This is a genomic window from Coleofasciculus sp. E1-EBD-02, assembly GCF_040218245.1.
Lineage (GTDB): Bacteria > Cyanobacteriota > Cyanobacteriia > Cyanobacteriales > Coleofasciculaceae > Coleofasciculus.
This window is the reverse complement of sequence record NZ_JAVJQN010000262.1, coordinates 18,655-37,253: the sequence shown is the minus strand read 5'-3', so window position 1 is coordinate 37,253 and position 18,599 is coordinate 18,655. Positions and strand designations below refer to the sequence as shown.

Here is an 18,599-nt window from a genome sequence, read left to right as displayed (position 1 = left end):
TCTTACATGAATAAATAATTTCAATTAAATTCTTTTAGTTTGTGCCGCTCTCCTAACGTTCAAATGTATACCCTTCCAGGAACGGAAATAACTGTATTTCGTTTTCAATTTCTTGCTTTAAATCTACAGTCCACTCTATTTTATGCCGACTTTTCTTCGGTGATTCAAAAACGATACTGGCACAGGCATCTAAATAACTTGATGATGGCTCTACTCCCAACCAGAGACACAGGTTACGCAGTTGCGCTTTTGGATCTTGAATAAAATCTTCGTGACGCAAATCAAATACGTCTCCTGAATCCGCCATTTCTTTCACCTTCATAACGGATTCACAAACCCGAAAATAGCGATCTGTAGTCGCCTGCAGGTCTAACGAATTCTGCTGGGCGTTCTTCTGGGCTTTCTTGAGCGCCATTGTTGCTATATTATCAAACGGATTGCGGACAACGTGAATAAATCGTACTGGTACTTTGACCACATCTCGAAGCTTCTGAAGTAACTCTGGGTTAGCCGCCAGGTTATTAACTGTAAACTCGCCATGCTTATTACCAATAACCTGAATCTTTTTAAAAGAACCTTGCCATTGATCGGGGACATCGTAGGTATACCCACCCCCGCGCATCCAAGAATGTCCTCTAATTCTAGTCATTTGAAACAGGAGATAATATAGGACATCTCGCTCAAAGCCTGCCTGAACATATTTAACAGCACGCAGTTCATGAGCCATGACAATATTGGGGTGTGCATCAAGTAAAGCGGCGACGATACTATGTCCGCTTCGAGAATAGCCGATAAACGTGCAGTAGGTTTCTATATCTGTGAACCAGTGAGCGAATTTCTGCCTTGTTCCCAGAGTGGCTAAATGAGCTAGACTCAATTGAATGGGTAAAGGGAGTTTTTTACGTTTTTTCAGTAGAAGCCTTAATAACATTAAAATTTATCCGTAGTTTTATTATTCTAAAATTATACCGAATCTGATTAGCAGGGGCTTAATCAATCTTATCTGGATTGACTACCCTCCAGCTTCGAGGTTGATAGAACATGCAACGACTGGTATTCTTCCTGGAGTCTACCCGGAATCTAAAAGAGCGCACAATATCAAAGGAACGCACTCCCTGCTTGACATAGATTTTGGCACTGTAAACCCCCGGAATTAGACAGCAGTAGGGCATATACATTTGTAGTTCAAACTGTCCAGCAGGCACATCCAATGTTGCATTATCATTGACAGACGTAAGGTTAAGAATGCGATTGCTTTCTCCCGATAAAGAGGTCACTAGAACACCGAGATTAACTGAAGTAATATCTTCGTAAGCTCGGCATTTGACACAAAAATAAGCAGGTTCTCCTGTCGAAGGAAATTCTATTATATTGTCCTGATCATCCCGAAAAAACAGTGCTATAATATCTAGACCTATACTTTGATGTTTAGGTTTTTCGGGTAAGGTCATCATACCCGGAACCGGGCTAGTTCCGGATAAAGATAGATCTTTTTCATACTGATGAATAACCGATTCGGTTTCCCCTGCCAGCACTAATTGACCCTTTCGTAAATAGATAGAGTTTTCGCAAACATTCAAAACTGTGTATGGGTTGTGGGAAACTAAAATAAAGGCAGTGCCATTTTCTTTTAACTTAGCCAGCCGATGATGGCACTTCATTTTGAATTTTACGTCCCCAACCGCCAACACTTCATCAATCAATAAAATTTCGGGTTCAACATGAATGGCACAGGCAAAACCTAATCGCGCCGCCATACCAGAACTGTAGGTTTGCACAGGTGCATCGATAGCATCTTGAATTTCGGCAAACTCAACCACATCTTCAAACTTTTCTTCTATTTCCTGGGTTGATAAACCTAAAATTGCCATATTGGCATAAATGTTTTCTCGTCCTGTTAAAATTGGATTAAACCCAGCCCCTAACGCAATTAAAGGAGCGATTCGCCCTCGAACTCTGACGGAACCTGTATCGGGTTTGATCAGACCACTCAGAATGCGTAATAAAGTACTTTTTCCTGCACCATTCGCCCCCACTAGACCAAGTGCTTCTCCGCGCCGTAGCTGGAAGCTAACGTTATCTAGCGCCCAAAATTCTCCGGTTCGTAGCGTGTTACTCTGGCGACATCCACCGGTTAAGTCGGTGAAGATATCACAAATTCCATAAAACAAAGATCGCTTCAAATCTCGACAAAACTTTTTCGACACTCCATTAACAGAAATCACCCCATCTGTATCGGAAGTGGAGGAAGATGAAATGTTTTGGATCAATGATTTTTCGGCGGTCTTTGCTTCATTAAGAGTCATTTTCTTGTATTTGCCTTATTTATTATTGAGATCCAATTTGGAGTTTGTCACTAACTCAATTAAGAGCATCGGGATAAATCTCTTCTGCCTTCCTTCAGTCATGAGCTTACCCTTTCAATAACATACGGAAGCGCAATTCGGAAAGCAATCCAGGTGAGAAACAAACCAATCCAGGTCAAGACACTGACGACCCAAAAGCTGACGGGTTCGGAAATAATACCAGTTGTGGCTAACTCTCGTGTGGTTACCAATAAAGGGGTAACCGGATTGAGTTGAACGAAAAAACCAAATAAGCCTGATTCAGGAACGGAATAGACAACTGGGGTGAGAAACAGCCAGAAGCCTGTCACCATTGTTAATGCCTTTTGCACATCTTGGTAAAGCACTCCTAAGGGAGACAGTAATGTCCCGAAAAGAGTACCCAGCATGATTAAATGAATAAGAGCAACTGGAGCTATGATTAATGTCCAACTCACGGGAATGCGATACCAAATAAATAGCCCGATAATCAAAACCAATTTAATCATAAAGTTAAAGAAAACCTCTCCAACTTTAGCTAATATAACCGCTTCGCGGGGAAAATTAACACGGGCAAGCATTGGCTTTGCCTTGGTTACTGCCTCGACTGGACCATTCAACGATTCAACAAAGGTTTGCCACAAGGCAGTACTGAACATGACATAGGCAGGATAAGGAAAATCGGTTTGACCGACATTGACAATGTTGGCTTCACTTGCCAGGGTAAATCCGACTGCCATGGCGATGGGAGGAATAAGTGCCCACGCAATTCCCAAGACTGACTGACGATATTTAGCGCTGATATCGCGCACCATTAGCCGCCATGCTAACTCGCGAGAAGCGAGTAAGTCATACCACATCTGCCCAAACAGTTGTCGGGGATGTCTAAGTAAGCTTTCAGGAGTATAAGTTACATCAAGCCGTAATTTTCCTCTTCCTAATGGATTGGCTCTTTTTGTATTCCCGTTAGATAGTTTTTCCATTTCTATTTGTCGAAAATATTTATCCGATTAATAATTTTATGTGGTATAATGCATTTCTCGTTTCTGAAGTTTTGAGCATTAATTTTAGGGATAGGTTGTGCCTCAGTAGGGGTTAGGGGAACGAAAATACGGCGGTAATCCGGATTACTCAAATTTCAAATTTTCGGCTTTTGAATCGAACGGGGATGTTCTTTTTGACTGAATCATTTCCCAAAAGAAACCTGCCGCATTTGCCACCTGGGATACGAACAAGACGGCTGTTAGCACCAGTCCTTGTTTTCCCTGCCCATTTTCAAAGGGATAGCGGAGAAGATTAAGATAATAGTTCCCTTCAATCTGGAAATTTCCCCAGCCTTTCTCCGCCCTTGTCTGATGAAAGCGGAAGGCTCCTTGTCCGTAGCTAAAATGCTGCTTCCAAAAGCTGCGAAGTGTCATCGGATGAGCATGATAAATGACGACTTCAGGTGCATAGGTCATCTGATAGCCCTGATGCAACCAGCGATCGCACAATTCCCGATCTTCTGACGTGGTGAAGCTTTGATCAAACCCGCCCAGTTCCCGAAAGCGCTCGGCAGGTACAACCATGTTGTTGGAGGCAAAGAAGCGGGCTTGGTCGGCAATCGCGTTATAGTGGGCGTACCCCATGCTGATAATGTTCTGACTCGTCGTAGAGTAAGGATTATCAGCCAGGGCATTCACCGTTCGACCGCCGACAATGCGATCAGGTGTTGCCGTGAAGCAGTTTTCTAACGCTTGCAACCAATTCGTCGCTGGTCTACAGTCATCATCGGTGAAAGCAAGATACTTCCCAGTTGCCTGTTGAGCTGCACCGTTGCGTGCTGCGGCAGGTCCGGCATTGTTCTGTCGAATTAGCCTTAGGTTGAGTGAGTCTTTAAAGGGAGCCACCACTGTGTCGAGGGGGCTGTCACTACCATCGTCAACCACAATCACTTCAAAGCGATCGCGTGGATAGTCAAGCTGAGTTAGAGATTCCAGACAAGCCGCCAGTTGCGTTGGGCGGTTATAGCTGGGGATAACTACTGAAAAGAGAAATTGTTCCATGTATCTGATTAACTGAGGAAATTGTTATTAATGATTAGCTGGGCTGGAGACTAAGTTTGGCGTAGGTGAAGTGGCAGACTGTTGCTGTCGTTGTTGTTTAGCATGGCGAGTGGTTAAGGTTTGATTAAGTAACTGTTCTGGCTTAATTAAAAGACTTTCCAATTTGCCGCTGCCGATACCAAAGGTTAAAAAACGAACCAACGGAACAATAATTGTGCCTTTTCTCCGCCACCCCTTTTGCAGCTTTTTGTATTTAGTTTGAAAATAGCTGTCTTCAGCCAGATTCCATTTCTTTTGCAGATGCATCAAGCTAGCGAACGTCCAAGCATCGCTCCAGCGCAGCATATAGAAATGCAAATCAGACCACTTCAGAGGGGGTCCGGGAACATAAGTAACGATACAAGCGGGTTCCAAATAAACCGTACCCCCGGCTTGGCGAACGCTCATGCAAAAATCTAAATGCTCTTTGGTGTTGAGCATCCCTTCATCCAGTTGACCCACCTGATCGAAAATAGACCGACGGACTAATACACAGTGAAATTCGGCTAACTCTGTTTGAGTGCGCTCAAGGCGATCGCGAACCTCTGTAACAGGTTTTCCCTGATCATACATTTTCTCCCGCAGCCGTCGCCGTCCCGTTTTATCGACCCAAATATGAGATTCTCCACCAGCGAAATGGACAATTTCATGAATCGGCTCATACTGACACATCAGAGGACCGACTACCGCCGCGTCTGTTTCCTCTGCAGACTGTACTAAAGTGGTGAGCCAATTGGGTGAAACAATGACATCATTGTCTAAAAAGACGACATATTTGGTATCGACTTGAGATAAACCTAGGTTTCTTGCCTGGTTTGGATACAGGTAATACTCTGTGCGTAATAGCTGAAACCCTTTTGCCTCCGCTTGCTGTTCCAAATAGCGTCGAACTGGTGCAGGAGAATTCCCATCGACGTAGATTAACTTATAGGGCAATTGAGTGTGAGCAAATACACTCTCTAGAGACCGACGCGCACAGCTAAATCGCTCGCGGGGAACAACCACAATCGTAACCTGAGGTTGCTCTGAGGATAAGGTATTAGAGGTAGATGGGTGAGTCGTGAGAGTCATATAAAATCCTCCGTGATAGTTAGGTACTTAAAGGGAGTGCCACCTCTGGGTGAGGAACTGAGTCACCCTGAAGTAGGGATTGATAAAGGGCGACAAGGGCATCATTTAAACGATTAAGATCATAATGTTGCTCCACAAACAAGCGTCCGGCTTGTCCCATTGCCGACCAACGTTCAGGATGCTCAATTAAGTAAATTAACCGATCCGCGATCGCATCAGCATCTCGTTCTGGGACTAAGAAGCCAGATACCCCCTCTTCAACTAGCTCTGGAATCCCTCCATGAAGTGTACTAATCACAGGTAGACCCATCGCCATTGCTTCTTTGAGAACGTTAACGGGAGCATCCTGATTGCCATCAGCCGCCGTCACGCTTGGTGCAATAAATAAGTGAGAATTCTCTAGTAATGTAATTAATTCCGCTTGAGATTTTTGCCCCACTAACTTAATGGCTTTTTCAGCATTAAGGGACTGAATGAGTTGCTCTAATTCCGGGCGTAATAGTCCCTCCCCAATAATCATATATTCTAAGTTAGAATGCCGTTCTAAAACTTTCGCCACGGCTCGAATAGCATATTCAATCCCTTTCTTTTCAACTAAACGTCCTGTCGTGGCGATGCGAACTAAGCCATCTTTAGGAAAGTGACGAGGTTTAAAGGGAAAACGGCTATAGTCTAACCCCGAACCATGAACTCTTATTTTTTCCGGATCGCACCCTAACTCAATCACTCGGCGCTTGAAAAATTCACAGTTTGCCAGAAAATAGTCTCCGTTTTTGAATAAAGGATTATAAATAGCTTCACCGTGTTCTTGAACAAAATTGCTGATATCGTGTCCTCGAAAAATAGTAATTAACTTGGCATTCGGCGAATTTACAGCCCGGAACGCCATACCTCTGAAACTAACGGTTCCGAACTGACAATGGATAATGTCATAGTTTTTTTGGAAATTAGGAATCAGCGTGTAAAGCAACCAAAGCGATATCGCTTGCTGTCCATGTTTGAGAAAATTTAGGGATTCCCAGGTATCTTTAGGCGATTGCATAAATTTAGATAGGAATACACCGCAACCTTTAACCACACGCCAGAAAAGATTAGCTGGAATTTCAGGGAGATAGTAAGTGCGATCAAGCAGACGGTAAGTCACCACATCATCATGCAGTTTCGTCAAATCACCGGGATTATCCGCGTAAATATCAACTTCATGCCCTCGGTCGAGAAGACCTGTAATCTGATTTAAGATAAACGTCTCCGATAACGTGGGAAACTGACCGACTATGAACGCAATTTTCATAACATTTTTTCTTTCTCAATACGGCGAGATTGCTCAACCTTTATTTTCACAACTCCTAGAGAACTACTCTCGAATTGAAGCACCCCCTATCATTAATCGTATCCTTTCCCAAGCGCTTACATATCTGACAAAAAACATAACCAAAGACACTCTTAGCTTTTCCTCGATTCCCTGTAATCGAATATCTCGAAATGTTTTAACCACAAAATTCAGCGGTGGCAGTAAATCGGCTAATAGTGCCTGGAGCAATATCCTATTGCGCTGTAAAATCAGATTGTTTTTCTTCCAGTGTAGATCATAAGCACCACCCACGATTCGAGTTGTTCTTTTATAGAGCTGTTTAAAGGAATATCGCGCCGGATGAGCGACACAAGCATTGGCGGCATAAACCTGCTGATAATTAAACGCAGCAACCCGCTGTCCCCACTCTACATCTCCACTTGATTTCAGACTAGAATTAAAAGATCCAACTCGCTCAATTACGGTTTTGAACGTAAATAAGTTGGCTGTTGCCCCATATTTGTAGTTTTCCAGATAGTCTTTTTGCTCAAAAGCAGTAACTTTTTCAAAAAGTTCCACAGGTGTGAGTCGCTCAGGATTTTTGAAGAAAATTTTGATTTCTCCTGCCACTAAGCCACAGTTGGGTGTATTGAGTAAATGTTGAACCCCCTTTTCAATCCAATCCGATGCTGGAATGCAGTCAGCATCGGTAAAGGCAATCACCTCACCTTTCGCCAAGGATATCCCTTTGTTCCGAGCCGCATAAGAACCGGGAGTGCTTTCATAAGCCGCTATAGCTTGACTAAATTGAGCGACTACCCCTTTAATATCTGCTGCTTCATCAGATGCATTATCGACAACAATCACTTCATATCCTGTTTTGGGATAGGTCTGATTTTCCAGAGCCTCTAAACAGAGTTTCAGACGCTCGGCGTCATTATAGACGGGAATGATGATGGATACAAATGGATGAGAATGAGATTCCATTTCCTTGGCGAGAAAGCGGTGATTTGTTATTCAATGAATTTTATAGGGACAGGCGATTTATAGTCTAGAAACCTGAGTCGGGGCGGGTTTAGTCACATCTGGGTGCAACCGAAAAGATAGTAGTGAAACCCGCCCCTACACACTCAAAACTCAACGTTTGTTTACTTTGCCACAAGCTGTTGCTGGGGCTTTTTGGGCGACTCCTTTGTAGTAAACTCCTCGTGGTAAGACCGCTCCACATTGACATTCCACAAATCGTGATTTTCACCCAGGATGTTTTTCACGGCTAGCATCGCTGTCAGCATGGAGTGGTCTTGATTGTTGTATCGGTGCATCCCGTTACGACCCACTGTTTGCAGGTTTTCAAAGGTCTGGATGTACTCTTGAATGACTTGAAGATGTTTACGGTATTCGCCGTCATAAACGGGATAGGCTTTATGTTGACGGATAACCACGCCGTCTTCAACATCATCCTGATTAACACCTATATTTAGATCAATCGCCTCACGACTAGCTAACTCAATCAGCTCCACATCCGACAATTCCCAAAGCGGATCACCTTCACTGCAAAAATATTCCATCCCCAAGCAGGTTTTACTCGGATCAGGCACCATCGCCGGACTCCAATTTTTGAAGTTTTGAATGCGTCCCACTTGGAATTCTGGACTATGAATATAAATCCAGTTATCGGGAAATAGGTCGGGCTGATTTACAATCAGTGAGACAATCAGAAAATCTCGATACTTTAGACCTTTTGCCGCTTCTAATACATGGTCAGGGGGCGGGGGATCGAGTCGATACAGGAGGGCGGTTACAGGCATACTAGAAATGAAATGATCGCCTGTGAATTGCCGGGTTTCATCCCCTTGTTTTGCGGTGATACTCTTAATCCGAGTCCCTTCCCGTTCGATGCGAGTCACCGTTGTATGCAGATGCACCGGAGCACCTTGACTCTCTAGCTTTTCCTGGCAACGTTCCCACATCATTCCCGGTCCCAAAACGGGATACTTAAATTCCTTAATTAAACTTTTGGCATTTTGACTTTTGAATACAGCATTGATCACCGCTCGTTTGAGAGACATGCCTTGAATGCGCTGTGCTGCCCAGTCTGCGCGAATTTGGTTGCAAGGAATTCCCCAAACTTTTTCGGTGTAAGTCTTGAAGAAGATTCTATAGAGGCGACGCCCAAAGCAGTCAGTCACCCACTCTTCAAAGGTTTCCGGTTCAAAATCAGGGTTTAATTTAGCGTGGAGTTTTGCCCGTAAGTAACTCACCAGAATTAGGCAACTTTGGATGATGCCAAGATTGGATAGGGCGTTGAACAGAGAAAGGGGATAGTTGTAAAACTTGCCCTGATAATAAATCCGGGACAGGCGCGGAACTTGGATAAATTCGTCTGCCAGAATTTCATACCAAAACTGATCGACTTCGCCCACCTTGGTGAAAAAGCGATGACCGCCAATGTCAAAGCGATAGTCTTTGTAGGTTTCGGTGCGGGAAATCCCACCCACTTTATCTGCTTTTTCCAGGACGATGGGTTTAATTCCCTGTTTAAGTAGTTCGTAACCCGCCGTCAAGCCAGCAGGACCGCCTCCAATAATTACCACTGGATGATGGGTCAAGGATTTGCCTCCTAATGCTTTATTATCTTCGAGATGTAGAGGACTAGAAAGAGTTGCCAATTACTAAAGAAACCAGAATTGAGGCACCGACTAATTCACGAGAAATTGACGCAAATATCCGTTTCTCAATCGCTAACAAGTCGCCCCAGGGTAATGTTTTCCAAGTTGGGATAGTTGGTTGATAAGTTTGCCAGTGGTGACGAACTAGCCCGATCGCAAAGGCTAATCCGCTATAAAAATAGTATAGCCAGTGCCAGGGTACGGTTTGCAGGGCGAATAGGAAGCCGCGTTTTTGATAAAAGAATTGATAGACGGAGGCGTTGATTGCCAACAGCCCTAGACTCAATCCCGCGATGCCAACCCATGCAGCCGATACCCACCAAACGGCGATTAGAGCTGCTAATAAGGTATACACTAAGACAACACTGACGCGGTTGGCAAGGTTGAGATTTAGGTCATTGACCATTTCGCGATCGCGTAATATTATCGCTGTCCAAGGGATTGCCCGATAAAAGATATCCGCTCTCAGCAGGGAGTAGGTTCTCCAGCATTTCAGATGTTTGACTTGGATGGTTTTACGCAAGCCAATTTGATACCCTCTGCGTTTCAGCCGATTGCCTAATTCAATATCTTCAACACAAGGGAGACGATAACTCTCGTCAAAGCCGCCGACAGCTAAGAAAATATCCCGCCGGATTGCACCACAAGCGCCCCAGAAAGTAGAGGCGTCTTCTGATCCGGTTTGATGGGTGTAGTGATGGAATAAATTTTTATACTGAGACAAGAAATTAGGTGCCCCCGGCTGATCATCGTAGGAGCCAATTAGGGCGGCGAGTTCAGATTCCTGGTGGAAGGTTGTCGCCACTTTACCGATGGTGTTATTATATACTTCGACATCGGCATCGACGAAGAAAAGAATATCACCGCTCGCTGCCTTAGCGCCTAAGTTGCGAGCTTTCGCCGGTCCACCAGAGGTGGGAACTCGGATTACCTTGGCACCAAAGTCTTGAGCGAACTGCCCAGATCCGTCAGTATCGCCGTCAGCGACGACAATCACTTCCAAGGGCTGGGGTGAGGTTTTCGCTAGACTGGCAAGGCAACGACGAAAGGCTTCGCCACCGTTATAGACAGGGATAATTACCGAAATAGTCGGTGTTGCGGTAGAACGTGTCATCTGGCTCCTAGTCGTGGGGGTTGTTGGGGCTAGCTTAATAGTTAGCTTTGTTTACAGCATCCATCTGGGGTCAGATAGACAGTGTTTCTGGCACTCGGGTCAAGCTATATACCAGAAATCCTGAAGATATACTTTTTAAATCTTAATCAAGGTTTGGGGTGAGCGATCGCTTATATTTATTTTCTTTACGGAATCTTCACGAAATTCGCGTATTTGAGGTGATTGTATGAAGTTTTCGTGAAGGTTGCTCGAATGTAGCGTCTGATACGGAAATAAAATTTAAAATAACTTAAGCGTTCACAGTATTCAAATCTGGTTATTTTTGGGAAGTAGTCTTGTTCCCTCCCCTTGACAAGGGGAGGGTTAGGGAGGGGTTTATCTCCAGTCGATACCAATACCAATGGATCAGAGGGCGACCCGAGTTTTTTGATAGGACTACCGCCCTTGAATTAATGCAGGCGGGTCGCCCCTACATGGGCATTGACGCAGTGTGGGTCGCCCCTACATGATCAATGACCAATAACCAATGACCAATAACCAATGACCAATAACCAATGATATTTTAGGCGATCGCTTAAACCTGTGGGCGCAGGGCGACCCGATTTTTTGGATAGGACTACCGTTGTGAATTAGTGGAGGCGGGTCGCCCCTACATGGATATTGATGCGGTGCGGGTCGCCTCTACATGACATAAGACCAATGAACAATCACATTTTAGGCGATCGCTTAAACCTGTGGGCGCAGGGCGACCCGATTTTTTGGATAGGACTACCGTTGTTAATTAGTGGAGGCGGGTCGCCCCTACATGGATATTGATGCGGTGTGGGTCGCCCCTAAATGACAAATGACAAATGACAAATGACAAATGACAAATGACAAATGACAAATGACAAATGACAAATGACAAATGACAAATGACAACCTAAGCGATCGCCTGTCCAATCTTGTGGACTTTGATCAGACTCGTGGTTCCTGGCGTACCAATGGGAACACCGGAGGTAATCACCACTTTATCTCCGTATTCGGCTAACTCCATCTCCACCGCAGCATTCACCACATTAGTTAACATCTGTTCGGCATTGTATACAGGGGTAATCAGATAAGGTTGCACCCCCCAAGACAAAGCCAACTGACGATAGGTACTTTCTTCTGGCGTAAACGCAATAATCGGGGTTTTGGGGCGATACTTAGACACCAGGCGGGCGGAACTGCCGGATGAAGTGTTGCACATAATTCCCCGTGCGCCTAATTGACTGGCAATATGACAAGCGGCTTCGGCTACGGATTCGGTGGTGCTAATACTGCAACTGGGAAACTCAGACGAGGTTTGCAATCCTTCGGCTAGGGCTTTTTCCGTCTGGATAGCTATATTGTTCATCATTTCCACGGCGGCGATGGGATATTGTCCCACAGCAGTTTCACCCGAAAGCATTACCGCATCCGTCCCATCTAAAATTGAGTTGGCGACATCCGTGGCTTCAGCGCGAGTCGGATCAGGGGCGTTGATCATTGACTCTAGCATCTGGGTGGCTGTAATTACGGGTTTACCGAGTTGGTTGCAGCGACGAGTAATTTCTTTTTGGATTAAGGGTACTTGATCCAACGGCGTCTCAACTCCCAAGTCACCGCGAGCAATCATAATTCCATCCGCAGTATGGAGGATTTCCTCTAAGTTTTCCACCGCTTCCCGTTTTTCAATTTTGGCAATCACACGGGTTTTAGCGCCTGCGGCTTCAATCATCCGCCGCACGGGTTCTAAATCACTGGCGCTTCGCACAAAAGACACCGCCACCCAGTCAATCCCCGATTGCAACCCAAACCGTAAATCGGTCATGTCTTTTTCGGTGACAGAGGTGACGGGTAAATAGGTTTCAGGTAAGTTAACCCCCTTTTTAGAGGACAGGAGTCCACCAATTTTCACCAAGGCGCGAATGCTATCCGCATCTCGTTCCGTGACAATCAATTTGACTCGACCATCATTAATCGAAATCGGTTCACCTACGCGCACCATAGCAAACAGCGTGGGAATGGGTAAGGGAATCTCATCCGGGTTGTTGCCTTCCTCGTTTAACACAAAGGTTACTTCATCCCCCGTTTTCACATTAATCCCGTCAGGAGGTAGTTTTCCCAGACGAATTTTCGGTCCACATAAATCTTGCAGCAAGGCGAGGGGTTTGCGATGTTGGCTACTAATTTCTCGGAGTTGCTGAATCGTCTGTCCGTGAAACTCATGGGAACCGTGGGAAAAGTTTAACCGGGACACATCCATCCCCGCTTCGATTAAGGCATCAAGGCGTTCGGGTGAGGCGGTAGCGGGTCCAATGGTACAGATAATTTTAGTGCGACGCATAAAATACTGGGTCATAACGGCAATAGAACTGATGTTCTCTCTAGCGTTTAATTTTCAGGGTCTACACACCCCTACCAATTGAACGTCCGCCTAACCGGATGATTTGTAATCCGGGATGGCGCAGGAGAACACCTGTCATGAAGAATAGATCAACTTTCTGGAAAAGGGGGTGTCGGGTGTGGGGTGTCGGGTGTCGGGTGTTGGGTGTCGGGTGTTGGGTGTCGGGTGTCGGGTGTCGGGTGTGGGGTGTTGGGTGTCGGGTGTGGGGTGTTGGGTGTCGGGTGTCGGGTGTCGGGTGTGGGAAGCAGGGGGAGTCAACGAATGACCAATGACAAATAACCAATGACAAATGACAAATGACAAATGACAAATGACCAGTTACAACTATGGGCAGATTTTTCCGGCAATCCTGATTAGCACTTCTACCCCTTAACCCTGACTTCAGATAGAAGTAATCCTCTGCTAAAAATTAGTAGGCTTGTTATTGAGTGTCTATCATTTTCCCGTCCTCTCAGACATCTGAGGTGGGTTAGTGAGGCGCTGAACCCTTGTTTTAAAACCTAACGAGCATCAAGTTATATAAATTGCCAATATCAAACAATTGGCATCTTGTCTTGAATAACTGTTAAGTAGCTCAAGTAACTATAACTACGGAGGATATAAAATCATAATGGCTAATAATCCAATTTTCAAAATTAAAGAATACGGTCAAAGTATCTGGATGGATTATCTGGATCGCCAGCTCATCGAATCCGGTGAACTGAAAAACAAAATTGAGACTCGTGGAATCAGCGGGATTACCTCAAATCCCAAGTCCTTTGCTAAGGCGGTGTCGAATAATCGAGTCTACGACAGCGATATCGAAGCGGGGATCAAAGATGGAAAATCAACCTCAGAGATTTACGAATCTCTGATCTTTGAAGATATCCGCAACGCCTGTGACATCTTCCACCCCATCTACGAAGAGTCAGGCGGAACCGATGGCTTTGTCAGTATCGAAGTTTCCCCTCACTTAGCGCGGGATACCCAACGCACGGTTGAAGAAGCCCGACGCTTTTTCCGCGCCATTGACCGGGATAATGTGTTTATTAAAATTCCGGGGACGAAAGAGGGATTCCCGGCGATTGAACAGGCAATTTCTGAAGGGATTAACGTTAATATCACTCTCCTGTTTTCCGTGGAGAGTTATGTGGAATCCGCTTGGGCTTATGTTCGTGGCTTAGAAGCACGAGTTGCCGCAGGTAAACCGATTGAGAATATTGCGTCAGTGGCGAGTTTCTTCCTCAGTCGCATCGATACCAAGGTTGATAATCGTATTGATGAGAGACTCACGGGGATTGGTACGGAGGAACTCAACGAAGAAGCCCGCTTACGGGAACTGCAAGGGAAAGTCGCGATCGCGAATGCTAAGGTTGCCTATCAACGGTTTAAGGAAATTTTCGAGAGCGATCGCTTTAAAGCCCTAGCCGAACAAGGAGCAAATATACAGCGGGTTCTCTGGGCAAGTACCAGCACTAAAAATCCGGAATATAGCGATGTCATGTATGTGAATGAGTTGATTGGTCCGAATACGGTGAATACTCTACCTCCGGATACGATTGAAGCTTGTGCTGATCATGCCGATGTCGCCCCCAATCGCGTAGAAACTGAGGCTGATAAAGCGCAGAAGACGCTGGAAAGTCTGGCTGAACCTGATATTCAGATCGACTATGACCAAGTTATGGCAGAACTGGTTGAGGAAGGGATTGAAAAGTTTGCTAAACCCTTTGATTCGTTGATGAAATCGATTGAAGATAAAGCTGAACAGCTTACGCCAGTTTGATGAAACGCTGGCTAATTGTGAAACCCGCCTCTAAAGACGCGCAAAGGCACGTCTCTACCCTAAAAGAAAGGGCGGGTTTTGCAACCAAGCTAGGAAGGACAATTAATATTAGTCCCTAAACCCGCCCCTACAAATTCAAACGTCAAACTTAAACAAAGGGCGGGTTTTGCAACCAAGCTAGGAAAGACAATTAATATTAGTCCCTAAACCCGCCCCTACACAATCAAAATTCCTATGAATGCCCCAGCTATTGCGATCGCGTCTAAACCCACGCCCCCAGAACGCCAAAATCTGGAACACCAAGCCGATTACAACACCATATCATCCTTACCAGAGGTTTGGTCGTTAGCCGCCCAGCGATTTGGGGAGACTGTCGCTTTACACAACCCCTACGCCAAACCCGAAGTCAAGCTAACGTTTGCCCAGATGTGGCAGCACATTCAGCAGTTTGCGGCTGGATTGCAAGCATTAGGTGTCTCGGCGGGCGATCGGGTGGCGTTGTTTTCAGAAAATAGTTCCCGCTGGTTTGTTGCTGACCAAGGTATTATGACCACTGGGGCGGTTGATGTGGTGCGAAGTTCTCAAGCGGAACAAGAGGAACTTCTCTATATCCTTAAGGATAGTGAAGCGACTGCCTTAGTTGTGGAAAATCAAGATACCTTAACTAAGCTGGATCAGCATTTGCACGATTTGCCGATTCAACTGGTTATTTTATTATCCGATCAGGAACCGGATACTGAGTCGGAGTTGAATATCCTCAATTTTCCCCAAGTGTTGGAACAGGGGAAAAATCACACATTCCAACCGATTGAACAAACCCCTGACACCCTCGCCGCCTTAGTTTATACCTCTGGCACCACCGGAAAACCCAAGGGTGTTATGCTCAGTCATGGCAACCTATTGCATCAAGTCACCAGCTTGGGTGCAATTGTACAGCTAGAAGCAGGCGATCGCGTCTTGAGTATTCTCCCTCCTTGGCATGTTTATGAACGCGCCATTGAATACTTCGCCCTCTCCCAAGGCTGTACCCTGGTTTATACCACGCTGCGCCATGTTAAGCGAGATCTGAATGCCCAACACCCGAATTATTTTGTTTCGGTTCCCCGTTTATTGGAATCGATTTATGAGACGGTACAAAAGCAGCTAAGTAAAGAATCTGCCCGCAAACAGCGCCTAGTTAATATCCTCTTCTCGATTAGCGATCGCTATATTAAAGCCCGTCGCCTTGTCAATGGCTTAAGTTTAGAACAGCAGCAACCCTCTGGATTCCAACGCCTCTGGGCTAGACTTCAATGCTTGACATTGGTTCTGATTCATGCATTGGCTGACCGATTCATCTACAAGAAAATCCGCGAACAAATTGGTGCCAATTTAAAGCAAACCATCTGTGGTGGCGGCGCACTTGCCCAGAAATTAGATGATTTTTATGAAATAATTGGTATTGAGGTTCTTGAAGGTTATGGTTTAACCGAAACCTCGCCCGTTCTCACCGCCCGTCGTTCTTGGCATAACCTCCGGGGTTCTGCGGGTAAACCGATTCTAGAGACAGAAATTCGCATTGTTGATCCAGACACCAGAGAAACCCTTCCCCAAGGAGAAAAAGGATTAGTTTGGGCGCGGGGATCTCAAATCATGCAGGGTTATTATCGCAACCCGGAAGCCACTGATAAAGTCATTGACGCGGAAGGCTGGTTTAATACAGAAGACTTAGGCTGGTTAACGGTTCAAGAAGACTTAGTTTTAACCGGACGGGCAAAGGATACAATTGTCCTGAGTAATGGTGAGAATGTCGAACCGAAACCGATTGAAAATGCCTGTATGCGGAGTCGTTATATTGATCAGATTGTGGTGGTGGGTCAAGATCAGCGATCGCTGGGTGCTTTAATTGTACCGAATTTCGATAACTTACAAGGGTGGGCAGAACAGAATCAGTATCACTTGCAACTTCCCGATGAGGAATCTGCTTCCGGTGAGGAAACGATTGACTTAAATAGCAAACCAGTTCAGGAATTTTTCCGCCAAGAAATCAATCGAGAAGCGAAAAACCGTCCTGGTTATAATCCCAATGACCGAATTGGTGTATTTCGTCTGATTTCAGAACCCTTTTCTCAAGAGAATGGCATGTTAACTCAAACGCTGAAAGTTAAGCGCCATATTGTTAGGGAACAGTATAGCGATTTGATTGACGAGATGTTTGCTTAAGCCGCGATGATGGGAATTAAACTTAGAATTAAATCCTTACTATTCGGATTCGTTGTGATTGGGCTATCTGCCTGTTCTACTTCTCTGAGAGTGGGTTGGTTCAGTAGGAATCTCCCAACTCAGGCAACAGCCTCCTATAACACCTTCACAGGTACAGAACGACAGCAAATTGAGGTTGATGCCGGAGATGAAGTTGTCCTCGACGTTCAGTCTGAGGTGACGAAAGGCGATTTAGATATCAGAATCCTCGAACCGGATCAAGAGGTGCTAAAAAGGATAGAAACGAATCGCGATCGCGAATATACATTTGAGGCAGAAGCAACCGGAAACTACTGGGTCGTGATTACAGGCGATAATGCGGGAGGAAGTTATGAGATTCAGTGGGACATAACCTCATAAGTTATAAGTCATCTGATGTCTGGAAAATCACTCATAATAAAAAATCCCAAAATCTTTGCTGTTACAGCCTTGCTATTATGGGCAATTAACAGGACTTGATCTTATAAGCCAATGAACATCTTACTTCGGTAATATCTCCTTCGACTTATACAAAATAAAGTTAGGATTTCGTAGTTCTTTTGTTATCTTGCTGACTTTATCTACCTTATGAGCTAGATAATTTCTCATCAAAAAATTTTGTCGGTTCCAATCTGATGTCGTACACCAGCGTTTATAGGCAGGTATAGCGATTTCTTCTATAAAGCTGCGCCACTTGGCACTGGTACTTGCAGGTTTTACCTCCTCAGCACGAACTCTACCGTTTTCAATCATTGCTTGACGTAGCCCTTTGTCATCACGTAAACGCTTGAGAGAAAGAATGACTTCGTTCAGTGAATTTACTTCCAAATAGTCTAGTTCGCTTTTACGCTCTGCTCGGTAGGCAGACTCACAACCTAGAATTGCAATTACACCAGCAGACCAAGCATTGTATAGCTTTGTCGCAGGTTTTAAAGTAACATCTAGCTGACTAAAGCTACGCATAGCCACAATTGCATCAGTCTCACTATAATCATTCCACTTATCACGTTTTACCACACGCCATGACAAACCCAAAGCATTGAGTTTTTCTTTCCACGACGGATATTTTAGCTCTGGTGCTAGATTGTACTGATTTCCAAAAAAGGCAATATTTTCAAATCGATCCCTACGTGCAGGATTGCGGGGAATTAAACCGGGCTGTGGCCAATGTGGTAGATAATAGGCATCCCCAACGGTCATCATCGATTTTTTTAGCATATTGTTCTGAGGATTTTGTATAATATGAAGCTGTGCATAGGGATGTCGCGGTCTGTCCGCCTTAATACAAACCATCAATAATTTTCGTCCTGGTTTTAGGTGATTAGGAAAACCCTCTCGATGTGAGATAATAATTCCCTCCTCTGGTATAGTTCTCACCAGTTGGCATGGAAAACCATCAGCTTTAAGACGAAGATAGGTTTGCAGATTCCAACAGAAAAGACCATAGGAAAAACCTTTCCAGTAGGTATCAGCGTTTTCCGGTAGACCATTTGCAACCAAATGAGCTAGTTTAGATTCAAGTAAGTCATCTGGAGGAAGGTAAAAATAAATAGGTGGTAACGTGCTGTTCAACATCTAATTTGCCGATTAAGTTAATCCTGTGACGCTGTGATGTTAGCTCTTTGAAGGAGGCTAAAACCCTTGCAATGCCGTT

The 18,599-nt window shown here is 45.0% G+C and carries 15 protein-coding genes; 4 read left to right on the top strand and 11 right to left on the bottom strand.

Translation table 11 applies throughout. The features are described from left to right. Nucleotides 1–52: 52 nt before the first annotated feature. The 10 genes from RIC07_RS38005 to pyk all read right to left on the bottom strand — a co-directional run bounded on the left by RIC07_RS38005 (nucleotide 53) and on the right by pyk (nucleotide 12,903). The gene (locus tag RIC07_RS38005; protein ID WP_446399030.1) at nucleotides 53–931 is read right to left on the bottom strand and encodes a sulfotransferase family protein; all 879 of its coding nucleotides are present in this window, start codon (nucleotides 929–931) and stop codon (nucleotides 53–55) included. Between the two features lie 58 nt (nucleotides 932–989). Further along, on the bottom strand, nucleotides 990–2,306 hold the full coding sequence (locus RIC07_RS38000; protein ID WP_446399029.1) for an ABC transporter ATP-binding protein: 1,317 nt from the start codon (nucleotides 2,304–2,306) through the stop codon (nucleotides 990–992). Between the two features lie 98 nt (nucleotides 2,307–2,404). After that, nucleotides 2,405–3,307: an ABC transporter permease gene (locus RIC07_RS37995; RefSeq protein WP_446399028.1), complete on the bottom strand. Its 903-nt coding sequence runs from the start codon at nucleotides 3,305–3,307 to the stop codon at nucleotides 2,405–2,407. A 144-nt stretch (nucleotides 3,308–3,451) separates the two neighbouring features. Continuing rightward, nucleotides 3,452–4,369 carry a glycosyltransferase gene (locus RIC07_RS37990; RefSeq protein WP_446399027.1) on the bottom strand — a complete coding sequence of 306 codons (918 nt, stop codon included), beginning with the start codon at nucleotides 4,367–4,369 and terminating at the stop codon, nucleotides 3,452–3,454. A 27-nt stretch (nucleotides 4,370–4,396) separates the two neighbouring features. Beyond that, nucleotides 4,397–5,479, bottom strand: coding sequence for a glycosyltransferase family 2 protein (locus RIC07_RS37985; protein ID WP_446399026.1), 1,083 nt, complete (start codon nucleotides 5,477–5,479; stop codon nucleotides 4,397–4,399). Nucleotides 5,480–5,498: 19 nt separating this feature from the next. Then, nucleotides 5,499–6,770: a glycosyltransferase gene (locus tag RIC07_RS37980; protein WP_446399025.1), complete on the bottom strand. Its 1,272-nt coding sequence runs from the start codon at nucleotides 6,768–6,770 to the stop codon at nucleotides 5,499–5,501. Between the two features lie 63 nt (nucleotides 6,771–6,833). Continuing rightward, nucleotides 6,834–7,757, bottom strand: coding sequence for a glycosyltransferase (locus tag RIC07_RS37975; RefSeq protein WP_446399024.1), 924 nt, complete (start codon nucleotides 7,755–7,757; stop codon nucleotides 6,834–6,836). A gap of 161 nt (nucleotides 7,758–7,918) precedes the next feature. After that, nucleotides 7,919–9,379 carry an NAD(P)/FAD-dependent oxidoreductase gene (locus RIC07_RS37970; RefSeq protein WP_446399044.1) on the bottom strand — a complete coding sequence of 487 codons (1,461 nt, stop codon included), beginning with the start codon at nucleotides 9,377–9,379 and terminating at the stop codon, nucleotides 7,919–7,921. Between the two features lie 43 nt (nucleotides 9,380–9,422). Further along, entirely contained in the window at nucleotides 9,423–10,553 is a 1,131-nt protein-coding gene (locus tag RIC07_RS37965) for a glycosyltransferase family 2 protein (protein WP_446399023.1), read from the bottom strand. A gap of 922 nt (nucleotides 10,554–11,475) precedes the next feature. Further along, complete coding sequence (pyk, locus tag RIC07_RS37960; RefSeq protein WP_446399043.1) at nucleotides 11,476–12,903, bottom strand: pyruvate kinase; 1,428 nt, start codon at nucleotides 12,901–12,903, stop codon at nucleotides 11,476–11,478. A gap of 137 nt (nucleotides 12,904–13,040) precedes the next feature. On the opposite strand from pyk, the gene RIC07_RS37955 reads away from it, so the two are divergent. The 4 genes from RIC07_RS37955 (at nucleotide 13,041) to RIC07_RS37940 (ending at nucleotide 17,326) form a co-directional block, all read left to right on the top strand. Continuing rightward, complete coding sequence (locus RIC07_RS37955) at nucleotides 13,041–13,235, top strand: hypothetical protein (RefSeq protein WP_446399022.1); 195 nt, start codon at nucleotides 13,041–13,043, stop codon at nucleotides 13,233–13,235. Nucleotides 13,236–13,573: 338 nt separating this feature from the next. Continuing rightward, nucleotides 13,574–14,725, top strand: coding sequence for a transaldolase (gene tal, locus RIC07_RS37950; RefSeq protein WP_446399021.1), 1,152 nt, complete (start codon nucleotides 13,574–13,576; stop codon nucleotides 14,723–14,725). 234 nt (nucleotides 14,726–14,959) lie between these two features. After that, the gene (locus RIC07_RS37945; RefSeq protein WP_446399020.1) at nucleotides 14,960–16,927 is read left to right on the top strand and encodes an AMP-dependent synthetase/ligase; all 1,968 of its coding nucleotides are present in this window, start codon (nucleotides 14,960–14,962) and stop codon (nucleotides 16,925–16,927) included. A 6-nt stretch (nucleotides 16,928–16,933) separates the two neighbouring features. Beyond that, nucleotides 16,934–17,326 (top strand): hypothetical protein, encoded by a 393-nt coding sequence (locus tag RIC07_RS37940; RefSeq protein ID WP_446399019.1) that lies wholly within the window; start codon nucleotides 16,934–16,936, stop codon nucleotides 17,324–17,326. 120 nt (nucleotides 17,327–17,446) lie between these two features. Here the strand turns inward: RIC07_RS37940 and RIC07_RS37935 are convergent, their stop codons facing one another. Then, nucleotides 17,447–18,520 carry a hypothetical protein gene (locus tag RIC07_RS37935; RefSeq protein WP_446399018.1) on the bottom strand — a complete coding sequence of 358 codons (1,074 nt, stop codon included), beginning with the start codon at nucleotides 18,518–18,520 and terminating at the stop codon, nucleotides 17,447–17,449. Nucleotides 18,521–18,599: the final 79 nt, after the last annotated feature.

What these genes read in the sequence shown, in the direction of transcription:
- RIC07_RS38005 (WP_446399030.1), bottom strand. Translation starts at nt 931, where the DNA reads ATGTTATTAAGGCTTCTACTGAAAAAACGTAAAAAACTCCCTTTACCC.
- RIC07_RS38000 (WP_446399029.1), bottom strand. Translation starts at nt 2,306, where the DNA reads ATGACTCTTAATGAAGCAAAGACCGCCGAAAAATCATTGATCCAAAAC.
- RIC07_RS37995 (WP_446399028.1), bottom strand. Translation starts at nt 3,307, where the DNA reads ATGGAAAAACTATCTAACGGGAATACAAAAAGAGCCAATCCATTAGGA.
- RIC07_RS37990 (WP_446399027.1), bottom strand. Translation starts at nt 4,369, where the DNA reads ATGGAACAATTTCTCTTTTCAGTAGTTATCCCCAGCTATAACCGCCCA.
- RIC07_RS37985 (WP_446399026.1), bottom strand. Translation starts at nt 5,479, where the DNA reads ATGACTCTCACGACTCACCCATCTACCTCTAATACCTTATCCTCAGAG.
- RIC07_RS37980 (WP_446399025.1), bottom strand. Translation starts at nt 6,770, where the DNA reads ATGAAAATTGCGTTCATAGTCGGTCAGTTTCCCACGTTATCGGAGACG.
- RIC07_RS37975 (WP_446399024.1), bottom strand. Translation starts at nt 7,757, where the DNA reads ATGGAATCTCATTCTCATCCATTTGTATCCATCATCATTCCCGTCTAT.
- RIC07_RS37965 (WP_446399023.1), bottom strand. Translation starts at nt 10,553, where the DNA reads ATGACACGTTCTACCGCAACACCGACTATTTCGGTAATTATCCCTGTC.
- pyk (WP_446399043.1), bottom strand. Translation starts at nt 12,903, where the DNA reads ATGCGTCGCACTAAAATTATCTGTACCATTGGACCCGCTACCGCCTCA.
- RIC07_RS37955 (WP_446399022.1), top strand. Translation starts at nt 13,041, where the DNA reads ATGAAGAATAGATCAACTTTCTGGAAAAGGGGGTGTCGGGTGTGGGGT.
- tal (WP_446399021.1), top strand. Translation starts at nt 13,574, where the DNA reads ATGGCTAATAATCCAATTTTCAAAATTAAAGAATACGGTCAAAGTATC.
- RIC07_RS37945 (WP_446399020.1), top strand. Translation starts at nt 14,960, where the DNA reads ATGAATGCCCCAGCTATTGCGATCGCGTCTAAACCCACGCCCCCAGAA.
- RIC07_RS37940 (WP_446399019.1), top strand. Translation starts at nt 16,934, where the DNA reads ATGATGGGAATTAAACTTAGAATTAAATCCTTACTATTCGGATTCGTT.
- RIC07_RS37935 (WP_446399018.1), bottom strand. Translation starts at nt 18,520, where the DNA reads ATGTTGAACAGCACGTTACCACCTATTTATTTTTACCTTCCTCCAGAT.